The sequence below is a fragment of the Agrobacterium sp. OT33 genome, from assembly GCF_017313365.1.
In the GTDB taxonomy this organism is placed as follows: Bacteria; Pseudomonadota; Alphaproteobacteria; order Rhizobiales; family Rhizobiaceae; genus Agrobacterium; species Agrobacterium rhizogenes_A.
This window is the reverse complement of record NZ_JAFLMZ010000003.1, coordinates 188,617-214,431: the sequence shown is the minus strand read 5'-3', so window position 1 is coordinate 214,431 and position 25,815 is coordinate 188,617. Positions and strand designations below refer to the sequence as shown.

20 protein-coding genes are annotated in these 25,815 nt (G+C 59.8%); 11 read left to right on the top strand and 9 right to left on the bottom strand.

All coding sequences use genetic code 11. From position 1 onward, the window contains the following. The first annotated feature begins 206 nt into the window (after positions 1-206). On the top strand, positions 207-674 hold the full coding sequence (locus JZX88_RS08555; protein ID WP_020811379.1) for an Lrp/AsnC family transcriptional regulator: 468 nt from the start codon (positions 207-209) through the stop codon (positions 672-674). A gap of 21 nt (positions 675-695) precedes the next feature. Here the strand turns inward: JZX88_RS08555 and JZX88_RS08550 are convergent, their stop codons facing one another. Both JZX88_RS08550 and greA read right to left on the bottom strand, forming a co-directional pair. Continuing rightward, positions 696-1,751, bottom strand: coding sequence for a glycosyltransferase family 4 protein (locus tag JZX88_RS08550; RefSeq protein WP_206913275.1), 1,056 nt, complete (start codon positions 1,749-1,751; stop codon positions 696-698). An 88-nt stretch (positions 1,752-1,839) separates the two neighbouring features. Continuing rightward, positions 1,840-2,316, bottom strand: coding sequence for a transcription elongation factor GreA (gene greA, locus JZX88_RS08545; RefSeq protein ID WP_003522847.1), 477 nt, complete (start codon positions 2,314-2,316; stop codon positions 1,840-1,842). A gap of 221 nt (positions 2,317-2,537) precedes the next feature. Between greA and JZX88_RS08540 the strand changes: the two genes are divergently transcribed. From JZX88_RS08540 to JZX88_RS08530, 3 genes are all read left to right on the top strand, one after another. Further along, positions 2,538-3,770 carry a putative DNA modification/repair radical SAM protein gene (locus tag JZX88_RS08540; protein ID WP_142857081.1) on the top strand — a complete coding sequence of 411 codons (1,233 nt, stop codon included), beginning with the start codon at positions 2,538-2,540 and terminating at the stop codon, positions 3,768-3,770. Beyond that, complete coding sequence (locus tag JZX88_RS08535) at positions 3,767-5,221, top strand: UdgX family uracil-DNA binding protein (protein WP_206913274.1); 1,455 nt, start codon at positions 3,767-3,769, stop codon at positions 5,219-5,221. The genes JZX88_RS08540 and JZX88_RS08535 overlap by 4 nt, the downstream gene beginning before the upstream one ends. A gap of 149 nt (positions 5,222-5,370) precedes the next feature. Beyond that, entirely contained in the window at positions 5,371-6,510 is a 1,140-nt protein-coding gene (locus tag JZX88_RS08530) for a GGDEF domain-containing protein (protein ID WP_206913523.1), read from the top strand. Between the two features lie 76 nt (positions 6,511-6,586). Here JZX88_RS08530 and JZX88_RS08525 read toward each other — a convergent pair whose 3' ends face one another. From JZX88_RS08525 to JZX88_RS08510, 4 genes are all read right to left on the bottom strand, one after another. Then, positions 6,587-6,775, bottom strand: coding sequence for a hypothetical protein (locus JZX88_RS08525; RefSeq protein ID WP_065113829.1), 189 nt, complete (start codon positions 6,773-6,775; stop codon positions 6,587-6,589). A 4-nt stretch (positions 6,776-6,779) separates the two neighbouring features. Then, a complete protein-coding gene (locus tag JZX88_RS08520; RefSeq protein ID WP_206913273.1) occupies positions 6,780-6,917 on the bottom strand; it encodes a hypothetical protein in 138 nt (45 codons plus the stop codon). Positions 6,918-7,062: 145 nt separating this feature from the next. Further along, on the bottom strand, positions 7,063-10,551 hold the full coding sequence (carB, locus tag JZX88_RS08515) for a carbamoyl-phosphate synthase large subunit (protein WP_065113828.1): 3,489 nt from the start codon (positions 10,549-10,551) through the stop codon (positions 7,063-7,065). Between the two features lie 158 nt (positions 10,552-10,709). Next, positions 10,710-11,531, bottom strand: a complete 822-nt coding sequence (locus tag JZX88_RS08510) for a LytTR family DNA-binding domain-containing protein (RefSeq protein ID WP_371741107.1) — start codon at positions 11,529-11,531, stop codon at positions 10,710-10,712. Between the two features lie 92 nt (positions 11,532-11,623). Here JZX88_RS08510 and JZX88_RS08505 point away from each other — a divergent pair, with 92 nt between their 5' ends. After that, the gene (locus tag JZX88_RS08505) at positions 11,624-12,112 is read left to right on the top strand and encodes a DUF2306 domain-containing protein (protein WP_206913270.1); all 489 of its coding nucleotides are present in this window, start codon (positions 11,624-11,626) and stop codon (positions 12,110-12,112) included. A 98-nt stretch (positions 12,113-12,210) separates the two neighbouring features. Beyond that, a complete protein-coding gene (locus tag JZX88_RS08500) occupies positions 12,211-13,143 on the top strand; it encodes a neutral zinc metallopeptidase (RefSeq protein WP_065113825.1) in 933 nt (310 codons plus the stop codon). Positions 13,144-13,182: 39 nt separating this feature from the next. Here the strand turns inward: JZX88_RS08500 and JZX88_RS08495 are convergent, their stop codons facing one another. Next, entirely contained in the window at positions 13,183-13,662 is a 480-nt protein-coding gene (locus JZX88_RS08495; RefSeq protein WP_110756440.1) for a DUF2938 domain-containing protein, read from the bottom strand. Positions 13,663-13,953: 291 nt separating this feature from the next. Beyond that, positions 13,954-16,044: a methyl-accepting chemotaxis protein gene (locus tag JZX88_RS08490; protein ID WP_206913269.1), complete on the bottom strand. Its 2,091-nt coding sequence runs from the start codon at positions 16,042-16,044 to the stop codon at positions 13,954-13,956. A 329-nt stretch (positions 16,045-16,373) separates the two neighbouring features. Between JZX88_RS08490 and JZX88_RS08485 the strand changes: the two genes are divergently transcribed. After that, positions 16,374-17,771 (top strand): MATE family efflux transporter, encoded by a 1,398-nt coding sequence (locus tag JZX88_RS08485; RefSeq protein ID WP_065113822.1) that lies wholly within the window; start codon positions 16,374-16,376, stop codon positions 17,769-17,771. 38 nt (positions 17,772-17,809) lie between these two features. Here the strand turns inward: JZX88_RS08485 and carA are convergent, their stop codons facing one another. Continuing rightward, positions 17,810-19,015, bottom strand: coding sequence for a glutamine-hydrolyzing carbamoyl-phosphate synthase small subunit (carA, locus tag JZX88_RS08480; RefSeq protein ID WP_206913268.1), 1,206 nt, complete (start codon positions 19,013-19,015; stop codon positions 17,810-17,812). Between the two features lie 335 nt (positions 19,016-19,350). Here carA and JZX88_RS08475 point away from each other — a divergent pair, with 335 nt between their 5' ends. From JZX88_RS08475 to JZX88_RS08460, 4 genes are all read left to right on the top strand, one after another. After that, a complete protein-coding gene (locus JZX88_RS08475; protein ID WP_065113820.1) occupies positions 19,351-19,803 on the top strand; it encodes a GatB/YqeY domain-containing protein in 453 nt (150 codons plus the stop codon). A 381-nt stretch (positions 19,804-20,184) separates the two neighbouring features. Beyond that, on the top strand, positions 20,185-22,170 hold the full coding sequence (gene dnaG, locus JZX88_RS08470; RefSeq protein ID WP_142857069.1) for a DNA primase: 1,986 nt from the start codon (positions 20,185-20,187) through the stop codon (positions 22,168-22,170). A 393-nt stretch (positions 22,171-22,563) separates the two neighbouring features. Next, positions 22,564-24,618, top strand: coding sequence for an RNA polymerase sigma factor RpoD (rpoD, locus tag JZX88_RS08465; RefSeq protein ID WP_065113818.1), 2,055 nt, complete (start codon positions 22,564-22,566; stop codon positions 24,616-24,618). Positions 24,619-24,805: 187 nt separating this feature from the next. After that, a complete protein-coding gene (locus tag JZX88_RS08460) occupies positions 24,806-25,726 on the top strand; it encodes a DUF930 domain-containing protein (RefSeq protein WP_206913267.1) in 921 nt (306 codons plus the stop codon). The last annotated feature ends 89 nt before the right edge of the window (positions 25,727-25,815 follow it).

The window sequence follows — 25,815 nt, the reverse complement described above, 5'->3', positions numbered from 1 at the left end:
CCAGCCGCAGGACGGCGGACGGGCCACAACCCCTTCGTTGGCAGGTATTTAAGGTTGTCTAGTGCCTTTATTCAAGGGCAGCCTTGCGTTACCAACAAGGCAGTTGTGGATGCGCGCGCAATTTTGTGACCCGCTGGCGGCATATTGTTGCGAATCCCGTGCCGAATAGTACAAGGAACTTCTACGGCTTAACGAGGAACTTCTCCGTGACCAGCGTCGAACTCGATGCCATCGATCTGAAAATCCTGCGCGAATTGCAGCGCGACGGGCGCATGACCAATGTGGAACTGGCCGAAAGGGTCGGTATTTCCGCTCCGCCCTGCCTCAGGCGCGTCCGCAAGCTGGAAGAGGCGGGTGTGATCGAGGGTTATCACGCCATGTTGAACGCGCCGAAGCTGGGTTTTGATCTCGTCGCCTTCTGCATGGTCGGCCTCAAGCGCCAGTCGGACAGCAACCTGAAGGCCTTTGCGGCGGCGACCGCCGGCTGGTCGCTGGTGCGTCAGGCCTGGATGGTCTCGGGCGAAAGCGATTTCCTGCTGCATTGTGTGGCGAAAAACCTGACCGAATTTCAGGATTTCGTCATCGAGGTTCTGACGGCGGATGAGAATGTCGATACGGTGCGCACCATGCTCACCATCCGTCAGGTGAAACGCGTTGGTCTGGTGGAAATCTGAACGGCGGCAGCCTTGCGCGCCCTATCCGCGCCGTAGCGCGTCATAGACCGCACCGAGGCTTGTCGCCTCTTTTTCCAGCGGGAATAGGGTGCGCACATGCGCAAGTCCGGCACGGGCATGGTTCAACGCCAGAGCCGGGTCGGCCAGATAGGTCTCTATCGCATCTTTCAGCGACGCATAGTCACCCGCTTCAACAACCGCACCGGTCTCACCCTTGACGATCATTTCCTCGTAAGCGCCGGCAGTGCTGGCGACGACGGCGGTTTCCGACGCCATGGCCTCAAGCGGCGTCAAACCGAAACCCTCATTGCGCGACGGCGCGACATAAAGCGTCAGCCGCCGGTACCAGGGCTTGATGTCATCGACTTCGCCCTGAAACACGATGCGGTCGGAAAGGCCGGCGGCGGCGACATCGGCCTTGAGCGCGTCACCAAAGGCCTTGTGTTCCGCCGTCACGCGGCCGGAAACCACGGCCGTCCATTGCGGGTGGCGGGGCAGAAGTTCGATCATGGCGCGCACGAAGAGATCGGTGCCCTTCTGGTGGCGCACCCGCCCGAAGCAGCCGATCAGATATTGTCCCGGCAGTCCTGTCGCCGCGATTGTATCTTCCGGGCCAGTTGCCGGGTGAAACAGGTCCGTATCGACGCCATGCATGACGACGCCATGGGGCACTTCCAGAAACGAGCCGGAGCGGGTGCTGGTCGCAACCACGGCATCCATCTTCGAAATCAGAAAACGGGTATAGGCGGAATGCCGCCTCTGTGCCGCCGAGGTGAACAGCAGCTTCACCTTCATGCGCAGCACATCGCGCATGAAAATGCCCGGCAGCATTTCCAGATTGCGGCGGGCGTGCCAGATGCGCGGGCCGCCGAGCGGGCCGTTTTGCCACAGATGCCACAGATCGCGAAAGCGCACATGCGGCAGATGCGGCGGCAGGCCGGGGCCGATAACGGCTACCTTCTGTCCCAGCCGGTTCTGCACCGGGATGAGCTGAACGATGGTGGAGGTAACGCCGGAAAGCCTGCGCTTGAAGTTCGGTGCAAGCACCTGCACATCTTTCAGACTGATGTGGGACAAGATGGGCTTCCGTCTCTGCGGCTGGATTGGCAGTTCTATATGTCAGAGAGCAATGCGCCCGCGTGGGGCGCATTGCTGGCGAAGGCAATCAGCCCCACTGTACCGCGAGGATTTCGTAACCCTTGGCACCGCCCGGGGCGTTGACTTCGATGCTGTCGCCGACTTCCTTGCCGATCAGGGCACGGGCAATGGGCGAGGAAATGGAAATGCGGCCGGCTTTCACATCGGCTTCCTGGTCGCCGACGATCTGATAGGTCTTTTCCTCGTCGCTGTCCTCGTCCACCAGCTTCACGGTGGCGCCGAACTTGATCTTTGAGCCCGACATCTTGGAAAGGTCGATGACTTCCGCGCGCGCGGTCAGGTCTTCGAGTTCGGTGATGCGGCCTTCATTGTGGCTCTGGGCTTCCTTGGCAGCATGGTACTCGGCGTTTTCCGAAAGGTCGCCATGGGCGCGCGCTTCGGCAATCGCCTCGATGATACGGGGGCGTTCCTCCTGCTGACGCCAGCGCAGCTCCTCCTGCAGCTTGACGAATCCACCCTGAGTCATCGGTACTTTTTCTACCATTTTTTTATCCTTCGCATTCCGGTCGCTTTACTTGCAGACACAAAAAGAAACAGGTTCCGGAGAGGAACTCCGGAACCATGCCAAAATCATAACTGAGCCGACTATATCAGAAGACGACAGCGAAATGCCAGCAAATTTGAGGAGGGCATATTCCCGTGTCTATTCATTGACTTAAGCGATATGATTGACATTTTTCAATGGAACATATAGTGAACATTATTATGAAGAAGTCAATCAGGCAGCGACTGGCCATTCTCTCTGACGCGGCGAAATACGATGCGTCCTGTGCGTCGAGCGGCACGGTGAAACGCGACTCCGCAGCGTCAGGCGGGCTGGGCTCCACGGAGGGTTCGGGCATATGCCACGCCTATGCGCCGGATGGGCGCTGCATTTCGCTCCTGAAAATCCTGCTCACCAATTTCTGCATTTACGATTGCGCCTATTGCATCAACCGCTCCTCCAGCAATGTGGAGAGGGCACGGTTTACCGCCGAGGAGGTGGTGTGGCTGACGCTGGAATTTTATCGGCGCAACTATATCGAGGGACTGTTTTTGTCCTCCGGCATCATCCGTTCCTCAGATCACACGATGGAAGAGATGGTGCGTGTGGCGCGGGAGTTGCGTGTCACGCATGGTTTTCGGGGCTATATCCACCTGAAATCCATTCCCGAAGCATCGCCGAAACTCATAGAGGAGGCGGGGCTTTACGCGGACCGGCTGTCGATCAATATCGAATTGCCCACCGATAGCGGCATCGGCCGTTTCGCGCCGGAAAAGCAGCCCGCCAATATTCGCCGCTCCATGGCCGATATACGCCTGAAGATCGAGGAGGCGGGGGAGCCGACGGTACGCACGCGCCGGACCAAGCGCTTCGCGCCCGCCGGGCAGAGCACGCAGATGATCGTCGGCGCGGACGGTGCTGATGACAGCACCATTCTCTCCACCAGCGCCCGGCTTTATGGCAGTTACGGTTTGCGGCGCGTCTATTATTCGGCCTTCAGCCCCATTCCGGATTCCTCAAAGAACCTGCCGCTGATCAAGCCGCCCCTGATGCGCGAGCACAGGCTTTATCAGGCCGACTGGCTTTACCGTTTTTACGGTTTCGACATTGGCGAGATAACCGCGACTGGCGGTGATGGCATGCTCGATCTCGATATCGATCCGAAGCTTGCCTGGGCGCTGAAACATCGCGAGCGTTTCCCGGTGGATGTCAACGTGGCGGATCGGGAGATGCTGCTGCGCGTGCCGGGTTTCGGTACGAAGACGGTCGCCTCCATCCTGTCGTCGCGGCGCTTCCGCCGGTTGCGGCTGGAGGATATTGCCCGCTTCGGCGTGTCCCTCAAGAAGGTGAAAGCCTTTATCGTGGCGGAGGGCTGGACACCCGGCAAGCTGACCGAACGACCGGATCTGCGGGCGATGTTTGCGCCGCAGCCCGAACAATTGTCGCTGTTGTGACATATGGCCCGGTTCTCGAAGGGCGGGGTGATTTCGGCGAGTGGCGCGATGCCGCGCGCGCGGCGCTTGCCGCCAGCATACCGCCCGAGGCAATTGACTGGCGGTTGCGCGATGACGGGGCCGGACTTCTGGATTGTACCGGCGAGCCCTTGCCGGTGGCGCCCGCGGATGCTGCCCGGGTTTCTGTTCCCGCCTCTTTCGTGGCACTGGCGCAGGCTGTGATCTGCCACGGTGATCGGGGTCGTTTCGCGCTGCTTTACCGGCTGTTGTGGCGGCTGGGACAGGATCGCGCCCTGCTGCAGTTCAAGTCCGATGCGGATGTTTCGCAGGCGCGACTGCTCGAAAAATCCGTTCGCCGCGATTGTCACAAGATGACGGCCTTCGTTCGTTTCAAGGAATTGCCGTTGCCACAGGGGCAGGGCGGGCGACGGCGCTTTGTCGCCTGGTTCGAGCCGGATCATTTCATCGTCGAGCGTGCGGCGCCGTTTTTCCAGCGGCGCTTCACCGACATGGACTGGTTGATCGCGACGCCGAAAGGGTCGGCGCGATGGGACGGAAGCGTGCTGCAGACGTCGCGGGAGACGGCAGTCAAACCCGATCTGACGGATGAAACGGATGATCTCTGGCGGACCTATTATGCCAATATTTTCAATCCGGCTCGCCTGAAAATCAAGGCGATGACGGCGGAGATGCCGAAGAAATACTGGAAGAACCTGCCTGAAGCGGAACTCATTCCCGGCCTTGTTCTCGGCGCGGAAGCACGGGTGCTCGACATGGCGGCCAGGCAGGCAAGCCAGCCGCAGCCGTTTCACCATCGTTTGCAGGCCGTGGCGGCCGCGGCGCGGGAAGTGCCTCCGCCAGCGCCGGCCGACGGGCTTTCCTCATTGAAGCGGCAGGCTGACCAATGTACGCGATGCCCCCTGCATTGCAGGGCGACGCAGACGGTTTTCGGCGAGGGGCCGGAAAATGCGGATGTCATGATCGTCGGCGAACAGCCCGGTGACCACGAGGATCTTGCCGGGCAACCTTTCGTCGGTCCCTCAGGCCGGCTGTTTGACCGGACGCTTGGTGAGATCGGGGTGGAACGCAGACAGCTTTACGTCACCAATGCCGTCAAGCATTTCAAATATGAGACACGCGGCAAGCGGCGCATCCACCGGAGGCCGGATGCGGGCGAAGTGCAGCAATGCCGCTGGTGGCTCAATCAGGAAATCGCGCTGGTTCAACCGAAGCTCATCGTCGCCATGGGTGCGACCGCGCTCTATGCGCTGACCGGCGGCAAGGAGAAGCTCACCGAGCTTCGTGGTCGTCCTCTTCCCTTGCAGGAGGGGCGGACGCTTTTTGTCACGGTGCATCCATCCTATCTGTTGCGCCTGCCGGATGCGCTGGCGAAGGAGCAGGAAATTCTCCGATTCAAAAAAGATATGGAGTTTATAAGATTATTCGAATAAGTTACATTTCGAATTCATACATTATAATTTATTGATATTTTAAATTTTGATGATTTAATTTACAATTTGTTGATTTTTTATTTTTATTGAAATTTTATACTTAAGATTATAATTGATGCGGTTAGATTTATTTATTGCGTGGGCCTATTATGCTGGGTGAACTCGATCTCGCGACAGTCATATTGATGCAGAAATGCTCTTATGTCGTGGGTCTCATGAGTTTTGTTTATCTGAAGATGACCAATCGCGGTTTGCGGGGGGCGATCCCCTTGGCAGGCGGCTTTGCGGCCATGGCGATAGGCTCCACGCTTGCCGGTTACGGTGAATGGGGAATCGTTTCGCCGGTCTTGTGGCAACTCGGCAGCGTCGTCTTCGGCATTGCGGGCTATTCGCTGATCTGGCTCGGTCTGAAGGTTCTGAGCGACGGCCGCTCCACGGGGCGGGGCACCATTGTCCCCCTCTGTCTCGTCGCGTTGATGGCGGTCATTACCGCATTTCAGGTTGCGGATAACAATGCCTATCGCGCCGCCCTGTTCAATGGCTGCGCGGCGCTCGCCTATCTTGCGGGCGCGGGCGTGCTTCTCGCCAGATGGCGCAGGGAACCGTTATTGTCCCGTCTGGCGCTGGCCGCGATTACCGGTATTTCCGGCCTGATCTCGCTGTCAGTGCTGAAAAGCATGCTTTTCCCCGATTACGCCACCATCAATCTGGTCAACGCATTTTTCTTTATCATCATGCTCAACTTCGCCATTGCGCTGTTCGTGATGATGCTGGTGGCCGAGCGCTCCGAGCGGAAACTGCTGGTTCTCGCCAATACCGATCCGCTGACAGGGGTGAAAAACCGGCGGTTCTTTTTCCAGGCCATGCCGGCGGTGCCTGATCCCGCCGATGCGGCCATGTTGCTCGATATCGATCACTTCAAATCGATCAATGACCGTTTCGGGCACGCTGTCGGCGACAGCGTTCTTCAGGAAGTCGCAAAGCGCATTGGCGGTAGTATCCGTGGTGGCGATGTGCTGGCGCGTTATGGCGGCGAGGAATTCATCATCTACCTGCCGGGTGCGGGTGTGCAGAAAGCCTCCATGATCGGCGAACGTATCCGTAATGCCGTGGCGCTGAACGAAGTCGATTGCGGTGGCCTGCGCGTTGGCGTGACGATCAGTATCGGCGTTGCGACCAGCGGCGAGATGCGTTGCGATCTCCTGACCTTGGCCGACATGGCGGATCGCGCCCTCTACCGTGCCAAGAGCGAGGGCCGCAATTGTGTGCGCGAGGCGCTGGCGGCTTGAGGTCAGCCGCTGGTTCCTGCGATCTTCGGTAAGCCCGCACCGCATTGTTCTTCAGGCCATGGGCAGGTTTTCGGGTCTAGTCCTGCCGCGCGTTTACCTCATCCGCTGCGGCGCGGTGGTGCAGGGCTTCTTTCAGCAGAATCTCGATCTGGGCATTGATGCTGCGCAGTTCTCCATTCGCGGTGTGACGGATCACGTTCAATATTGCGGGTTCGATACGCAGCGGAAAAGCCACCCGCTCTGGTCCCGGCGGACGTCCAGCCATGGCTTCAACTCCGCAAGATGGTGGTGTTGGCCACCGGAGTTGCATCGACGGGAGCATGAATCCTGATGATCGGGATGACGCGCGCCGGCGCGATGTAACCGCCATTGGCTGAGGATGGTTTTTCGGTGGTGGACAGGGACATCACGGGCCTCATGTGGGAATGACGTCTTCCCGATATCGGAAACGGATTGCAGCGGGATTACGCAATGCAAAACGCCGCGGGCATGGCGGGCCGCGGCGTTTCGTTTTCATTCAGCACATGATGGCGCGGATTTTCCGCGGCGCGCTTACTGGAAGTAGCTTTGCAGCGGCTTCACTTCCAGATTGCCGGCCTTCAGCGCCTTGATGGCAAGCGCTGCCGCTTCCGCGCCGGCCATCGTCGTGTAGTAAGGCACCTTCTGCATCAGCGTCGCGCGGCGCAGCGACTTGCTGTCCGAAATCGCCTTGTTGCTGTCGGTGGTGTTGATGACGAGCTGGACCTGACGGTTGCGGATGGCGTCTTCGATATGCGGACGGCCTTCCTGCACCTTGTTGATCTTTTCGGCGTTGATGCCCTTTTCAGCGAGGAAACGCTGGGTGCCGCCGGTGGCCAGCACCTTGAAGCCGCTTTCCACGAGAATGCGGATGGCGGGCAGAACGCCTTCCTTGTCCTCATCACGCACCGAGACGAAGACCGCGCCGGAGCGGGGCAGGTCGACGCCGGCGCCGAGCTGGCTCTTGGCGAAGGCCAGCGCGAAATCCGTATCGAGGCCGATGACTTCGCCGGTCGAGCGCATTTCCGGTCCGAGCAGGATATCGACGCCGGGGAAGCGGGCGAAGGGGAAGACGGCTTCCTTGACAGCAATGTGCTTCAGGTTGCGCGGATCAGGCTTTTCGCCATAGGCGGCAATCGCCGTATTGAGCTTTTCACCGGCCATGACGCGGGCAGCGATCTTGGCGATCGGCGCGCCGATGGTCTTGGCAACGAATGGCACGGTGCGCGAGGCGCGCGGGTTGACTTCGAGAACGTAGATCGTGCCGTCCTTGATGGCATATTGCACATTCATCAGGCCGCCGACATTCAGCGCTTTTGCAAGTGCCGTTGTCTGACGCTCCAGCTCGTCAAGGGTTTCCTTGCTCAACGAACGGGACGGCAGCGAGCAGGCCGAGTCGCCCGAATGGATACCGGCTTCTTCGATATGCTCCATGATGCCTGACACGAAGACGTTTTCACCATCGCAGAGCGCATCGACGTCGACTTCGACGGCGTTGGTCAGGTAGCTGTCGAAAAGCAGCGGGTTCTTGCCGAGCAGGGTGTTGATCTGGCCGGTCTTGTCGTTCGGGTAACGCTGCTTGATGTCTTCGGGTACGAGGCCCGGAACCGTGTCGAGCAGGTAAGTCTGCAGCTGGCCTTCCGAATGGATGATCTGCATGGCGCGGCCACCCAGAACGTAAGACGGGCGAACGACCAGCGGGAAGCCGATTTCCGAGGCTACGAGGCGCGCCTGCTCGACCGAATAGGCGATGCCGTTATTCGGCTGGGCGAGATCCAGCTTCATCAACAGCTTCTGGAAGCGGTCACGGTCTTCGGCAAGGTCGATCATGTCAGGCGCGGTGCCGAGGATCGGGATACCGTTCTTTTCCAGCGCTTCGGCGAGCTTCAGCGGCGTCTGGCCGCCGAACTGCACGATGACGCCGACCAGCTCGCCCTTTTCCTGTTCGGCACGCATGATCTCGATCACGTCTTCGGCCGTCAGCGGCTCGAAATAGAGGCGGTCGGAGGTGTCGTAGTCGGTGGAAACCGTTTCCGGGTTGCAGTTGATCATGATCGCTTCGAAGCCGGCATCCTTCAGCGCAAAGGCGGCGTGGCAGCAGCAATAATCGAACTCAATGCCCTGGCCGATACGGTTCGGGCCGCCACCGAGGATGACCACCTTCTTGCGGTCGGAAACCTGCGCTTCCGAGCGGGCCGCGCCGACGAAGGGAATTTCATAGGTCGAATACATGTAAGCGGTCGGCGAGGCGAATTCGGCAGCGCAGGTGTCGATGCGCTTGAAGACCGGGCGAACGTTCAGGCTGTTGCGCAGCTCGGCCACTTCTTTCGGGCGCTTGGACGTCAGGCTGGCGAGGCGGGCGTCGGAGAAGCCCATGGCTTTGAGCATGCGCAGGTTTTCGGCATCCTGCGGCAGGCCATGCTCGCGGATGCGGGCTTCCATGTCGACAATGGCCTTGAACTGGGCGATGAACCACGGGTCGATCTTCGAGTTTTCGTGGACTTCCTCTTCGCTCATGCCCATACGCAGCGCCTGGGCGACCATGCGCAGGCGATCGGGCGTCGGCGTGCCGATGGCGGCACGGATGGCGTTCTTGGAGCCTTCGCCTTCCTCGTAGCCGGGGATTTCGATTTCATCGAGACCGGTAAGGCCGGTTTCCATGCCGCGCAGCGCCTTCTGCAGCGATTCCGCGAAGGTGCGGCCAATCGCCATGACTTCGCCGACCGACTTCATGGCGGTGGTGAGGATCGGGGACGCGCCGGGGAACTTTTCGAAGGCGAAACGCGGGATCTTGGTGACGACGTAGTCGATCGACGGTTCGAAGGAAGCAGGTGTCGCGCCGCCAGTGATGTCGTTCTCAAGCTCATCCAGCGTGTAGCCGATGGCGAGCTTGGCGGCGATCTTGGCGATGGGGAAGCCGGTTGCCTTGGAGGCCAGAGCAGAGGAGCGCGACACGCGCGGGTTCATTTCGATGACGACGAGGCGGCCGTCCTTCGGGTTGACGGCGAACTGCACGTTCGAGCCGCCGGTTTCCACGCCGATCTCGCGCAGCACCGCAATCGAGGCGTTGCGCATGATCTGGTATTCCTTGTCGGTCAAGGTCAGCGCCGGCGCGACGGTGATCGAGTCACCCGTGTGGACACCCATCGGATCGATGTTTTCGATGGAGCAGATGATGATGCAATTGTCCGCCTTGTCGCGGACGACTTCCATCTCATATTCCTTCCAGCCGAGAACCGATTCTTCGACCAGAACTTCCGTCGTCGGCGAGGCGTCGAGACCGCCCGAGACGATATCGAAGAATTCCGAGCGGTTATAGGCAATGCCGCCGCCGGTGCCGCCGAGCGTAAACGACGGGCGGATGATGGCGGGCAGGCCGACATGATCGATTGCCTGGGCGGCAATCGCCATGGCATGGGCCATGTAACGCTGCTTGCGGTCGGTTTCGCCGAGGTTCCACTGGTTTTCGAGATCGTCCAGCGCCTTGTCGAGTTCAGGGCCGGAAAGCTTGCCCTTCAGTTCGGTGCGGGCGGCCTCGTGCTTCTTGCGGTCGGCGTCCTTGATTTCTGTGGCGTTGGCGAGCATCGAGCGCGGGGTTTCAAGGCCGATGCGGGCCATGGCTTCGCGGAAGAGGGCGCGGTCCTCGGCCATGTCGATGGCTTCCGGCTTGGCGCCGATCATTTCGACATTGTAGCGGTCGAGAACGCCCATGCGCTTGAGAGAGAGCGCGGTGTTGAGCGCGGTCTGGCCGCCCATGGTCGGCAGCAGCGCATCCGGGCGCTCCTTGGCGATGATCTTGGCCACGACCTCAGGGGTGATCGGCTCGACGTAAGTGGCGTCGGCAAGGCCCGGATCGGTCATGATCGTTGCCGGGTTGGAGTTGACCAGAATGACCCGGTAACCCTCTTCCTTCAGCGCCTTGCAGGCCTGCGTGCCGGAATAGTCGAATTCACATGCCTGACCGATGACGATCGGTCCCGCGCCGATGATGAGGATGGACTTGATATCTTGGCGCTTCGGCATGGGCTCTCTCGTTCCGCTTTTTGGTTGCGCAAAACACCGGCCAGGGTGGAAGATCACCGGCCGGGGAGCGCAATTCAAATGTTTTCAGGCTAGAAGCGGCTTATAGGCAAATGTTTTTGAGAACGGAACCCCATAAATTCCGGAATCGACAGAAACTCTTAACGGGCAGGGGCAAGGGCCGCAAAACGGGCCTGTACCGCTGCATTATAGGAGCGGCTGACGGGGATTTCCGTGCCGTCTCTTGTAATGACATGCAGACGACCGGCCTGTTTGCGCAGCGAGACGGCGTCGGCATCGGCAATCCAGTGCGACCGGTGCACCTGCAAGCCTTCCGTCTGGCCGACTTCCTTCAGCGCATCGGAAAAACGCAGCAGAACGAGCTGATGCCCGCGCGTGGTGACGATTTCAGTATAGTGGTCCTGCACTGACAGCCGCAGCAATTCTCCGCGCTTTTGCGGTGGTAGCCGCTCCAGCAGCGGCGCGGTGCTTTTCACTTCGCATGCGGTGTTTTTGCCTATGTCCGTTGCGGCGATTGGCGCTGTTTCAAGCGACTGGCTGGCGGTGAGATAGCTCAGTAGGCAAAAGATGGCGCAAAGAGGCAGGGACGACAGGCTGCTCTGCACAAAGGGTCCGAAACCCATTTCCGCGCCTGAAAAGACCCGGTTGGTGATAGTCAGCAGCAATCCGATCGGCAGGGCTGCCGCCAGCGAGCCGATCATCATGCGCGCCAGCATATTCCTGATGCTATCGGCGAAGACGCGGTTGGCGATGATGGAAAAGGATATGGCAAAGGTCCAGGCGCCAGCCTGTATGATTGTCCAGTAAAGCAGTCGGTCGGCGAAACTCATGGTTTCGCTCGTCCCGAAAGGCCCGGTCACGATGAAGATCGCCAGCACGGCAAGAAATGTCAGCCACAGCCTGCGCGATTGCAGGATGGCGTGCATTTCACGAAGCGTGGATTGCAGATACGGGTGATCCACGAAATTTTCCTGCTGATGGCGCCAATCGGTTTTTCCTGAGCGCATGTTTTGCCGAAATTGCCGGTGATTTCAACAGAGCAGAAACAGCACCCATGTCACTCCAGCCATTGTTAGACGCACCGCTTGCCGTGCAATTCCATGTCGCCACCGTTGTGCCCGCAGCCATTCTCGGGGCCTTCATTTTCCTGCGCCCCAAGGGCACCGCCATCCACCGGCTGCTGGGCAAGATCTGGGTGGTGCTGATGGTCACGACATCAGTTTCGACCTTCTTCATCCATGAATTGAAGGTGTTTTACGGTTTCAGCCCGATCCACCTGCTCTCCATCTTCACCCTCTATGGCTGTCTGCAATCGGTCTATTTTGCGCGGCGCGGCGATATCGCACGTCATATGCGGATCATGCAGAGCGTTTATCTCGGCGGTATCGTGATTGCAGGCGGCTTCACCTTTGTTCCGGGACGCATCATGCATGAAGTTGCTTTCGGAGACGGCAAGGCTGGTTTTGCGGCCCTTTCCGCCGGCGCCCTCGTGTTTGCCTTCCTGTTTCTGGCCGTGCTGAAACAAAGACGCAGAGCCGCATGACAGACTCCGTTTACCACCTCTGCTTCCTTCCGGAACAAGATGTATTATAGTGCCGTTATAAGGCAGCTTGTTAAGGCGATATCCGCCGGGAGAATAGCATGGAATGGAGAGGGCGCCGCCAGTCGGACAATATCGAGGACCGGCGCGGCATGTCGGCGGGATCGGGGCCGTCGGGCAACGATCCTTTTTCCCGTGGTGGAATGCGTGTGCCGATCGGGCGGCGCGGCGGCGGTATCGGCATTGGCGGCATTCTTGTCATCCTGCTGATAAGCTGGGTGCTCGGTATCAATCCGCTGACGCTGCTTTCGGGCGGCGATATTTCACTGGATGGCGGCGGTACGACGCAGCAATCCGGCGGCCAGCAGGCGGGCACGCGTCCGCAGGGCCAGTCGTCGGACGAGACGACGGCTTTCGTGCGCACCGTGCTGGCCGAGACGGAAGATACGTGGAGTGGCATTTTCCAGTCCGCCGGTCAGACCTATCAGAAGCCGACGCTGGTTCTGTTCTCCGGACAGGTGTCTTCCGCCTGCGGTTATGCTTCCGCCGCCAGCGGCCCGTTTTATTGCCCGGGTGACCGCAAGGTCTATCTCGACACCAGCTTCTTCAAGGAGTTGGACCAGCGCTTCGGCGCGGCCGGCGATTTCGCGCAGGCTTACGTGATTGCGCATGAGGTCGGCCACCACATCCAGAACCTGACCGGCGTCCTGCCGGAGTTCAACCGCCGCCGCCAGTCGATGAGCCAGGTGGATGCCAACAAAATGTCCGTGCGTGTCGAGCTTCAGGCGGATTGTTATGCCGGCATCTGGGGCAAGTTCACCGAACAGAAGGGCATTCTCGAAACCGGCGACCTCGAGGAAGCGCTGAATGCCGCCCACCAGATCGGCGACGATACGCTGCAGAAGCAGACGCAGGGCTATGTGGTGCCTGACAGCTTCAACCACGGTACCTCGGCGCAGCGCATGGAATGGTTCAAGCGCGGTTTCCAGAGCGGCCGTGTCGAGGATTGCGACACCTTCTCGGCAAATATCTGAGAACCGGACAGGAGAGGGGCTTTTCAGCCCCCTTTTTCATTAGCGCATCAAAAGCGCCACGGCATACATGCCGAGGGCGAAAACCGTGTGGGCAACAAGGTTGAGAAAGCGGACCTTGTTCGGGTTGGGCGTCTTCGACGCCGCCCAGCCAATGCCGAGCCCCGGCTGCAACAGGAACCAGCCCGCGCCGACCGTTATGATGCCGACGATCCACGGCTCAATGAAGGAGGGATTGGCAAACCACGCGGCCGGGACCACCAGTGCGAGAATGACGCCATAAACAATGCCGACGGCGTAATGCGAAATCCAGCCGAGCGCCAGTTCATGCTCATAGGGCTCCGCCGTAGCAATGCTGTCGTGGAATATCCGGCCTTTCGGCACATGCCAGAACCAGCGGCCGACCGGCGCCCAGTTTGGCGCGGACTGGCCGAAGAACCGGTGCAGCACGATTGCCCATATATCCATAAACACGGTGCCGCCAATGCCCATGGCAATGCCGCGCCAAATCAGTTCCAGCATGAATCCCTCCGCATGATCATGATCGATCAAGCTCTAGCGGATCGTGGGAGTGGCGGGAACCGACTATTATGAGGGTGGACAAAAAAATGGCCGGATCGCTCCAGCCATGAGGGTGAGAAAGGCGCAAGACCTCGCCTCCGTCATGCTCGGGCTTGTCCCGAGCATCTGCGACGTATCTTTTAAACGAGACGTGGTTGGATCCTCGGGACAAGCCCGAGGATGACGTCGAGAGTGGGTGACTGTCGGCCGTGATCTGGTTGCAGTAGCGATCCGGCCAATATTGTTCTGTCCCTAAGCAGCCCGCCCATATTCCGCCTTCCGCCGCGTGGCCGTAGCGAGCTGGAATTGTGCCAGCAGCTCGTTGAGCGCCGCCGCTTCCGAGGCGAGCCCGTGGCTTGCGGCCGTCTGTTCCTCGACCATGGCGGCATTCTGCTGCGTGCCCTGATCGATGGTGTTGATGGCGGTGTTGATTTCCTGAAGGCCGGTCGACTGTTCGCGCGACGAGGTCACGATGGCGTCGATGTGGCGATTGATCTCCTGCACTTCGCGGACGATGGTTTCCAGCGCCTTGCCGGCATTGCCGACGAGATCGACACCGGATTGCACCTGCGATGTCGAGGCGTTGATCAGTGTCTTGATCTCCTTGGCCGCATTGGCGGAACGCTGGGCAAGCTCGCGCACTTCCTGTGCGACGACGGCAAAACCCTTGCCGGCTTCACCGGCACGCGCAGCTTCCACGCCGGCATTCAGTGCCAGAAGGTTGGTCTGGAAGGCGATCTCGTCGATCACGCCGATGATGTTGCCGATCTCGGACGATGATTTTTCGATGCCCTCCATGGCGCGAACCGCATCTTCGACGATGATGCCGGACTGTTCGGCATTGCTGCGGGCGCGGTCGACCAGACGACCGACTTCTTCCGCGCGGCGGGCGGAATCCTTGACCGTCGTGGTGATCTCCTCAAGCGCCGCTGCGGTCTCTTCCACGGAGGCCGCCTGCTGCTCGGTGCGTCGCGCCAGATCGTCCGCCGACTGGCGGATTTCGCCGGCGCCGGCGTCGATGGCGCGGGCGTTCTGGCCGACGGTGCTGAGCGCTGCGTTCAGCTTGGCGACGGAATTGTTGAAGTCGTCGCGCAGGCGGTCGATGCGGGTTACGAAGGGCGTATCGATGCGGTAATTGAGATCGCCTTCCGAAAGATGCGCCAGTCCCAGGGCAAGCGAATCGACCGCGAACTGGATGTCCGCCGCGTCTTTTGCCGCCAGTTTTTCGCGTTCGTTGCGCTCCTGTTCGGAGAGCGTGCGGTTTTCTTCGGCATCGCCCTCAAGGCGCAGGCGTTCCATGGCATTCGACCGGAATACGGCAACGGCCGCGGCCATCGAGCCGATCTGGTCGGTGCGTTCCTGACCGGGAATGGCGACATCGAGATTGCCGGCTGCAAGGCCTTCCATGGCCGACGTCATCTGCGTGACGGGGCGGACGATGAAGCGCGAGAGCACGGTTGCCAGCAGGGCGATCATGATTGCGGCTGCAAGGACAGTGGCAATGGTTGCCGCCAGCCGGAACTGGCCGACCGCGCTGTAGGCGACATCGGAATCGACAACGAATCCGAGATACCAGTCGACCGAAGGCAGGCCGGCAACCGGGATGAAGCTGGTGATCTTGCCTTTGCCGTCGATTTGGGTCTGCGAGATTGCCGAGGAAATCGCCGGTGTATCGACCTTGAAGAGATCGGTCAGCGGCTTGTCGACGAATTTCGGATCGGGATGGATGAGAATCTTGCCGTCCTTGCTGACGAGGAAGGCATATCCGTCCTGGCCGGCATCCACCGACTTGATCATCGTCACCAGCGAATCCAGCGAGAAGTCGCTTCCCGTTACGCCGGCCAGCTTGCCGTCGACAGAAACCGGAATGGCGGCGGTGATGATGAGGCCGCCGGTCGATGCATCGTTGTAAGGTTCGGTCAGAACCGTCTTGCCGGCCTTGACCGCGTCCAGATACCAGGGACGCTTGCGCGGGTCATAATCTTCCGGCAGCGATGTTTTCGGGAATGTGGTGAAGACGCCGTTTTCGGCATTGCCGAAATAGGTGGACATGAACTGTGCGGTCAGCACATCGTTCTGCAGGAACTGCACCTTCGCATCGTCATCGGAAAGCTTGGCGAGCGTTTTTGCTACCGTGTCGGTCAGCATGATGCGACCGTTCAGCCAGTTGGCGATGCTCTGTGCCGCCTGCTTGCCGGACGAATCGATGTTCTCCGCCACCGCTTCCGTCGTGACCCGGTGCTGAAGGCTGTCGATATAGAAGGAAAAGCCGGCAAAGGCGGCAACGACCAGTGATGACGCGGCAAACAGAATGCGCGTCATGAGGTTTGATTTTTTTTGCAAGCTACACGTCCTTGAAACCAGATATGCCCGGTTGGGTTATCTTGGAAGATGGTGGGAAAGACATGCCTCAAAGGCGGGAATATTCTGCGTCATGCAGCTTATGATTTAAAAGAACTAAGCGATGTTCTAATTGATAAGGTGAAATGGTAAAATTCGGCTAAATTTGTTCAATTCCACGCCGTTTCGCCCGATCCGGAAATGTTTTGCCTGCCTGCGCAAATTTTGATCATTCATGCGCAAAGGTTGCGTGCAGGAAGGGAATATTTTATTCATCACCGGGCTGCCGTTGCGCAATTCGCGGGCAACGGCCAAGGTTCAGGTGAATTACAATGTCTTCGTCGGTTGTTGCAGGAACCGTTCCGTCCGGATCGGGGTCGTGGTTTTCGCATTTCAAGGCTACGCTTGCGCTGGGAATTCCGCTTATCGGCGCGCAACTCGCGCAGCTTGGCATCCATACCACGGATATGGTCATCGTCGGCCAGCTGGGCGCGGAAAAGCTGGCGGCCATGGTGCTGGCCGGACAGTTCTTCTTTGTCGTTTTCATTTTCGGTTCCGGATTTTCCGTGGCTGTGGTGCCGATGGTGGCCCAGGCCTACGGGCAGGGGGATGCGACGTCGGCCCGCCGCTCGCTGCGCATGGGCATGTGGGTGGCTATCGCCTATTGGGTGCTCGCCCTGCCGATCTTCTTCAACGCCGAGCGCATTCTCATTTCTCTCGGGCAGAACCCCAATGTGGCGGCGCTGACAGGCCATTATCTCGCCATTGCCAAGTTCGGCCTTTTGCCGGCGTTGCTGTTTTATGTCCTGCGCGGGCTTGTCAGCGCCATCGGGCGCGCCGGCATCATTCTTTATGTCACCATCATCATGCTTGTCATGAACGGTGTGCTTGCCTATGCGCTGGTGTTCGGCCATTTCGGATTGCCGGCGATGGGCATGAATGGCGCGGCCGTCGTTGCCGTCATCGTTAATGCCTTCAGCTTCATCTTCATCGTCGCTTATGTGCAGACGCGGGAGGAAACGAAGAAATATGAGCTGTTCGTGCGTTTCTGGCGGCCCGACTGGCATGCGCTCTTTGAAGTGCTGCGCCTTGGCCTGCCGATCAGCATCACCATTCTTGCCGAAGTGACGCTGTTTGCCGCCGCCTCGATCCTGATGGGGCAGATCGGCACCGTGCAGCTTGCGGCGCATGGCATTGCCCTGCAGCTTGCCTCCATCGCCTTCATGATCCCGCTCGGCCTGTCGCAGGCAGCGACGGTGCGCGTGGGCATCGCCCGCGGTCAGGGTGATTTCAAAAACCTCATTCGCGCTTCGATCATGATCTACGCCATCGCCTGTGGCATTGCCCTTTGCGGCGGCATCCTGTTTGCGGTCGTTCCGGACTTTCTGGCGAAATGGTTCCTCGATCCAAAATTGCCGGAAGCGGCGGAAGTGCTCGCCTATGCCAGCAGCCTCGTGGTGATCGCTGGCGTCTTCCAGCTGGTGGATGGTATTCAGGCTGTGACGGCAGGGCTGCTGCGCGGACTGAAGGATGCGCGCATTCCAGCAATGCTGGCGCTGATTTCCTATTGGCCGATCGGCCTGGCGCTTGCCTGGACCATGGCCTTTCCGCTCGGTTTTGGCGGGCGCGGCGTCTGGTTCGGTTTCGTGATCGGCCTTTCGACGGCCGCGGTCCTGCTGACCGCGCGCTTCGTCCTTCTGGTGAAGCGTGAAATGCAAACGGCCCGCTGAGAGGCGGGCCGCATAATCTTTCCTGATTTTACGAGGTATCAGCGCTCGGCGAGCGCTGCCTCACCTTGTCTTTCGCGCAGCAGGTTGACGAAGCGGCGGAAGAGATAGTGGCTGTCCTGCGGGCCGGGCGATGCTTCCGGATGGTGCTGGACGGAGAAGACCGGCTTGCCGACGATGCGCAGGCCGCAATTGGTGCCATCGAACAGCGAGATATGGGTCTCCTCGACGCCCTCGGGCAGCGATTTGGTATCGACGGCAAAACCGTGGTTCATCGAGACGATTTCCACCTTGCCGGTCGTGAAGTCCTTGACCGGATGGTTGGCGCCGTGGTGGCCCTGATGCATCTTTTCGGTCTTTGCGCCAACGGCGAGACCGAGCATCTGGTGGCCGAGGCAGATGCCGAAGATCGGCAGCTCGCTCTTGATGAGGTTCTGGATGACCGGCACGGCATATTCGCCGGTCGCGGCCGGGTCTCCCGGACCGTTGGAGAGGAACACGCCATCCGGCTTCAGCGCCAGGATATCTTCGGCCGACGTCTGGGCCGGAACCACCGTCACCTTGCAATCGAGACCCGCGAAGAGGCGCAGGATGTTGCGCTTGACGCCGAAATCGACGCAGACGACGTGGTACTTGGCATTGGCTTCGCCGAGCGTGCCGTAACCCTTGTTCCAGACCCACGGCGTTTCAGCCCAGGTGGAGGACTGGCCGGAGGTGGCTTCGATGGCGAGGTCGAGGCCGACGAGGCCGCTCCAGGCCTTGGCTTCCGCCTTCAGCGCCTCGATGTCGAAGACGCCGTTCGGATCATGGGCGATCACCGCGTTCGGTGCGCCGTTTTCGCGGATCCATGCCGTCAGCGCGCGCGTATCGATGCCGCAAAGGCCGATGACGCCGCGAGCCTTCAGCCAGGCATCCAGATGCTTGACGGCGCGGAAGTTCGAAGGGTCGGTGATATCGGCCTTGAAGATGACGCCGACGGCGCCGCGGCGGGCGGCGGGTGTCAGGTCTTCGATGTCTTCCTCATTGGTGCCGACATTGCCGATATGCGGGAAGGTGAAGGTGACGATCTGGCCGAGATAGGATGGGTCGGTGAGGATTTCCTCGTAACCCGTCAGTGCCGTATTGAAGCAGACTTCGGCCTGAACCTTGCCGGTTGCGCCAATGCCCGTTCCTTCAATGACCGTGCCATCGGCAAGAACAAGCATTGCGGTCGATTTGCGGGTAGTCCAGGGCGCTGTCTCGGTCATCTCGTTCCGTTTCTGCCGCTTCGCACCCCGCCTCTTGAAAGGCAGGGGGTAAGGGGCCATTTTTGTCGCAGGCTTCGTGACATAAAGGGGCGCGCGATAAAGCTCGCGTTCCGACCCTTCGTTAAAATCTCGTGCAGGTGCCGGAAAATAACGAAAGCAGCCCAAGCGGTCAACCGCAGGGCCAAGATTTACGCGGAATTAAACCACCGTATTTTCAAGGTCTTATGCATTTGATTTGCTTGAGTGTGTCTGCTCGTTTATGTCGTTTCGCAAAATGAGGTGGAAAGTTTCCGTATCAGGACGCTGCGGAAAGCGCTTTCCCAAGGAGAAGAAAAATGATGCGCGACACGTTCGCAAACGCTTTGAAGGACGCATTGAAGGCTCGTGATGCACGCCGCACCTCGACCGTGCGTCTCATCCAGACGGCCATCAAGGATCGCGATATCGCCAATCGCGGCGTGGGCAAGGACCCCGTCAGCGATGAGGATATCATGCAGATCCTGACCAAGATGGTGAAGCAGCGGGAAGAATCCGCCAGCATCTATGAAGGTGCCGGCCGTCCCGAGCTTGCCGCGCAGGAGCGCGAGGAAATCGTCATCATCAAGGAATTCATGCCGGAAGAAATCCCGGCCGAGAAGGTGCGCGAACTGTGCCAGGCCGTCATCGCCGAGACCGGCGCCTCTGGCCTGCGTGACATGGGCAAGTGCATGAACACGCTGAAGGAGCGTTATCCCGGCCAGATCGATTTCGCCAAGGCCTCCGGCGTCGTCAAGGATTTGCTGAAGTAGGTTCGGGCATCCTTAAAAAAGTAAAGGCAGGGCAGATGTGGGCTGCCCTGCCTTTTTTCTGCCGACGAAAACGCATTCCGGCGGATCAAAATGCGATCCTTCACAGGCTTTTTTCGGGGGACGTGCCTGCGGGCGTCGGCAGATTATACGGAGGTCAATTGCTGCCTTCGTTTATGTTTTTACATCGCCGCTGCGGCCGGCTCAAATTACAAAAACATAATTTTCGGTGATGCTGCGGTGCCATAAATTTGCCCGAAGCGAGCGCAATGGCGATGTGATTTCGCCGTCGTGGCCTGTGAATATCGGGTATTCCTGTTCTTTAAGTTTTGTGCTGGCCTCTTTCCGCGCTTATATGAAAGACTGGCCTCGAATAGGTAACCCATGCGCTTTTCCAATTCTTTCCTCGATGAGATACGCGACCGCGTGCACATCTCCGATGTGATCGGTCGACGTGTGTCCTGGGACAAGAAGAAGACCAACACGTCGCGCGGGGATTATTGGGCCTGCTGCCCGTTCCATGGCGAAAAAAGTCCGAGCTTCCACTGCGAGGATCGCAAGGGGCGGTATCATTGTTTCGGTTGCGGTGTTTCCGGCGATCACTTCCGCTTTCTGACCGAGCTTGAGGGCCTGAGTTTTCCGGAAGCCGTGCAGCAGATCGCCGATATGGCCGGCATTTCCATGCCCCAGCCGGATCCGCAGGCGGAGAAGCGCGAGCGGGAGAGGACTTCGCTTCAGGACGTCATGGAAATGGCGACGCTGTTCTTTCAGGATCAGTTGCAGACGGCGCTTGGTGCGCGGGCGCGGGCTTACCTGCGCGATCGCGGGCTGACCGGGCGCACCATCGAGACCTTCCGGCTGGGTTATGCGCCTGACAGCCGCAACGCGCTGAAGGAACATTTGGCGAGCAAGGGCGTGTCCAGGGAGCAGATGGAAGCCTGCGGGCTGGTGGTGCATGAAAACGTGCCCGTCTCCTATGACCGGTTCCGCGACCGCATCATGTTCCCGATCCTGTCTTCGCGGGAAAAGGTGATCGCTTTCGGCGGCCGCGCCATGGCGGCGGATGCAGTGGCGAAATATCTGAACTCCAACGAAACAGAGCTCTTTCACAAGGGCAATGTTCTCTATAATTTCGCTCGCGCCCGCCGCGCCTCGCAGGCTGCTGGCGGTTCGGTCATCGCCGTCGAAGGTTATATGGATGTCATCGCGCTCTATCAGGCGGGTGTGGAAAATGCCGTCGCACCGCTCGGCACGGCGCTGACGGAAAGCCAGCTCGATCTCCTCTGGAAAATGTCACCGCAGCCGATCCTCTGCTTTGATGGCGACGGTGCCGGCATTCGCGCCGCCAACCGCGCGGCCGATCTCGCCTTGCCGCATATCAAGCCGGATCGCTCCGTCAGCTTCGCGCTCCTGCCCGACGGCAAGGACCCGGACGATCTCGTGCGGCTGGAGGGGCGTGCGCCGTTTGATCGGGTGCTTTCCGAAGCCAAGCCGCTTGCGGCGATGATCTGGAGCCGCGAGACATCGGGCGTCACTTTCGATACGCCGGAAAAACGTGCGCAGCTTGAAAGCCGGCTGCGGCAGATCGTTGCCGTGATCGGCGACGAGGGGGTGCGCCGTTTTTACCAGCAGGATATGCGCGACAGGCTGAACGGCTTTTTCCAGCCGCGTTTTCAGCAGGGCGGGCCACAGGGCGGTAACTTCCGCCGTAATGGTGCGCAGGCCACGGGCCGTGGTTTTCAGCGCAATGCGCCGGGACGTGGTGGGGCCATGGCGGCGCCGGCCAGCAGTATTTCCGACCGGCTGGCGCAATCGGGTCTCGTCAGGGGCTATCAGACCAAGCCTTCGCTCCGGGAAAGCGTTCTCGCCATCACTATCGTCAACCACCCCGAATTGCTGCTTGAGGAATATGACGAGATCGCCGCCATCGATTACGAGAACCGTGATCTGCAGCGTCTGTGGTCGACGGTGCTGACCTATGCGGCGGAAAGTGCAGCGGAGATTTCGCGGGCAGGCCTCATCGAGCGGCTGTCGCAACAGGGGTTCGAGGCACTTTTGAAGGCCATGGACCAGCAGGTGCGTAACGCCCGTTTGTGGACCGCGACGGAGCAGGCGGCGATGGAGGATGCGCGTGAGGGTTACGTGCAGGCTCTTTCGTTGCACAAGAGAACGAAATCCCTGCTCTGGCAGAAACGCGAACTGGAGCGGGAAATCGCCGAGGCGACGGATGACGAACGCGGCACGCTTCTGGTGCGGGCATTGGCCGAAGTGCAGCTGGAAATCGGCCGGATGGAAAATCAGGAGGCAATCATCGACGGTTTCGGGGTCATGTCCGGCCGGGTGAAGGGGCCGGCCTTTGGTCATGGCTGAGGATGGTCGGCAGAATTGAAAGGTGTCTGGGGTTGCCTTTTGCGGCAGGCGTCCTAAATAGGGGATAGTCTGGTGATAACCCGCAAATTGCGGCTCTTTTTAAGAATTTCCTTGGCTGTCTCGCCCTCAAAGGCTTGACGGGAGGGGAAATAGCGGGAATCACCATTTCAGGAAAAGTAAGGTGGAATGAGCCTTGGCGGATAGAAATTGCATGAGCAAGCATTTCCGGGTGCACTGTCTTTGCATTCTGCCTGAGGCTGCCGTGGTTAATCGGCAATTAAAGATCACTCCGTTAGGTGTCTGACAGTGATTCGCGGCAAACCGCTGGATGCTCAAGGGGCGGACGGCGATGCGGCGGAACAGGTGTTAGCGTCAGGGAAAGCGACGAGATAAATGGCAACCAAAGTCAAAGAAAACGAAGAAGCAGAAAACGAACGCGACGGTGCGACGGACGGCCCGCTTCTCGACCTTTCGGATGACGCGGTCAAGAAAATGATCAAGGCCGCCAAGAAGCGCGGCTATGTGACGATGGACGAGCTGAATTCCGTCCTGCCGTCCGAAGAGGTGACCTCCGAGCAGATCGAAGACACGATGGCGATGCTGTCCGATATGGGCATCAACGTGATCGAGGACGAGGACGCCGAGGAAGCAGCGGCAAGCGACGACGACAGCGATTCCGACGGTGACGATTCCGAGGGCGGCGAACTTGCCCCTTCCGGCGGCACCGCGCTTGCGACCGCCAAGAAGAAAGAACCGACCGACCGTACCGACGACCCGGTGCGCATGTATCTGCGCGAAATGGGTTCCGTCGAGCTTCTGTCGCGCGAAGGCGAAATCGCCATTGCCAAGCGCATCGAGGCCGGCCGCGAAACGATGATTTCGGGCCTGTGCGAAAGCCCGCTGACGTTCCAGGCGCTGATCATCTGGCGCGACGAACTGAACGAAGGCACGACGCTGCTGCGCGAGATCATCGATCTCGAAACCACCTATTCCGGCCCGGAAGCCAAGGCCGCGCCGCAGTTCCAGAGCCCGGAAAAGATCGAGGCCGACCGCAAGGCCGCCGAAGAAAAGGAAAAGACCCGCAAGCTGCGCGCGCCGACCGGTGACGACGATGTGACCGATGTGGGTGGTGACGGCCTGCCGCCGGAAGAGGAAGAAGAGGACGACGACGAGTCCAATCTTTCGCTTGCCGCGATGGAAGCCGAACTGCGCCCGCAGGTCATGGAAACGCTCGACACCATTGCCGACACCTACAAGAAGCTGCGCAAGCTTCAGGACCAGCAGGTGGAAGCGCGTCTGGCCTGCACGGGTACGCTGTCCTCCGGTCAGGAGCGTCGGTACAAGGAACTGAAGGATCAGCTGATCACGGCCGTCAAGTCGCTGTCGCTGAACCAGAACCGTATCGACAGCCTCGTCGAGCAGCTTTACGACATTTCCAAGCGCCTGATGCAGAATGAAGGCCGCTTGCTGCGTCTTGCCGAATCCTATGGCGTCAAGCGCGACAGCTTCCTTGAGCAGTACCACGGTGCGGAACTCGATCCGAACTGGATGAAGTCGATTGCCAATCTGGCCGCCCGCGGCTGGAAGGAATTCGCCCGCGAAGAAAGCAACACGATCCGCGAAATCCGTCAGGAAATCCAGAACCTCTCGACGGAAACCGGCATTTCCATCGCCGAATTCCGCCGCATCGTTTCGATGGTGCAGAAGGGCGAGCGCGAAGCGCGTATCGCCAAGAAGGAGATGGTCGAGGCCAACCTGCGTCTGGTGATCTCGATTGCGAAGAAATACACCAACCGCGGTCTGCAGTTCCTCGATCTCATTCAGGAAGGCAATATCGGCCTGATGAAGGCGGTCGACAAGTTCGAATACCGTCGCGGTTACAAGTTCTCGACCTATGCGACCTGGTGGATCAGGCAGGCAATCACCCGTTCGATCGCCGACCAGGCCCGCACGATCCGTATTCCGGTGCACATGATCGAGACGATCAACAAGATCGTCCGCACCTCGCGCCAGATGCTGCACGAGATCGGCCGCGAGCCGACCCCGGAAGAGCTGGCCGAGAAGCTGGCCATGCCGCTGGAAAAGGTGCGCAAGGTTCTGAAAATCGCCAAGGAGCCGATCTCGCTCGAAACCCCCGTGGGTGACGAAGAGGATTCGCATCTCGGTGACTTCATCGAGGACAAGAACGCGCTGCTGCCGATCGACGCCGCCATTCAGGCGAACCTGCGCGAGACGACGACCCGCGTTCTGGCGTCGCTGACGCCGCGTGAAGAGCGCGTTCTGCGCATGCGCTTCGGCATTGGCATGAACACCGACCATACGCTGGAAGAAGTCGGCCAGCAGTTCTCGGTCACGCGCGAACGTATCCGCCAGATCGAGGCGAAGGCGCTGCGCAAGCTGAAGCATCCCAGCCGCTCGAGAAAGCTGCGCAGCTTCCTCGACAGCTAAGCGTTCCGCTTCCTTTAAAATTGAACCCGGTCAGTTCGCTCTGGCCGGGTTTTTTGTTTCCCGCACTGGCGAACTCTGCGACAAGCCTTATGTGTGAAAACAAAGCATTCCGCTTTTTCGGGAAATGCTCAGGTTCGATGAGATGCAACAGGTTTCGGCAAACGGATGGCGGTGGAAGGGGTGGGCTGTGCCCGTCTCCGTGCTGTTGCACCTTGCCGTCGTCGCGCTTTTCTTGTTCGAGCTGCCGGCGACAATAGCCGAACCGCAGGAACCGGAAAGCATCAGCGTCGATCTTGTGCCGCCGCCCGAAGAGAAAAAGGCGGAAGAAGCAAAGCCGCCCGCTGCGGAGGAAGCAAAAAAGGAAGAACCGCAACCTCCGCTACCACCACCCACCCCGCCGGTGGAGGAAGCAAAACCGACACAGCAGCCGCAGGCGACGCTGCACGCCATCGCCATGCGGCCGGAAGAGGCCCAGGCGGACGCAGCGGACAAGCCGGGGAAGACGGAGGAGGCGGAAAAGACCGAACCCTCCGAGGAACCGGCAAGCCCGCCTGAAGAGACGGTTGAGGACAAGCCCGCCCCTTCCGCCGCCAACAGTGATCTTCAGGCTTCCGCCGAGCAGGGGGAAATCGCGGTTTCACCGGCCAGGGAGGAGGCTGAGCCGGACCAGGCGCCCGTGCCGCAGGCAAAACCTGCCGAGGAAAAGCCTACCGAAGTGGCGGAAGAGAAACCCGTCAAACTTCCGGCGGCCAAACACCTGTTGTCTTCGTCCATGCTCTCTCCGGCCCAGAGGCGCCAGATGTTCGGCGACCTGCCGCCCCGCCGCCGCATCGTGCAGCTTTGCAGCACGGAAGCTCTGGCCCAAATTCAGGGTGCGGGCTTTGCCGCCAGGGGCATGATTCCCTATTCGGATACGGGAGGCAGGATTTCCGGGAACTCGATTGACGCTTCCGGCGGTGCGTTCAATACGGGTGACGGCTGGCATGACGTCTCGTTCCAGTGCGAAGTCGATCTGGAAAACTACGCCGTGACGGAATTCCGCTTCAAGATCGGGAACGTCGTCAGTCCGGGAGAGGCCAAAAAGCGGGGCTTTACGAGGTTTCAGTAAGGGCGGGGCTTCTCAATTTGCGGCAGGCCGCCGGTGAAGGCTGCCCGCATCGCGCTTGATCCGAGAAGATGGGTGGTGCGAGGGGTACT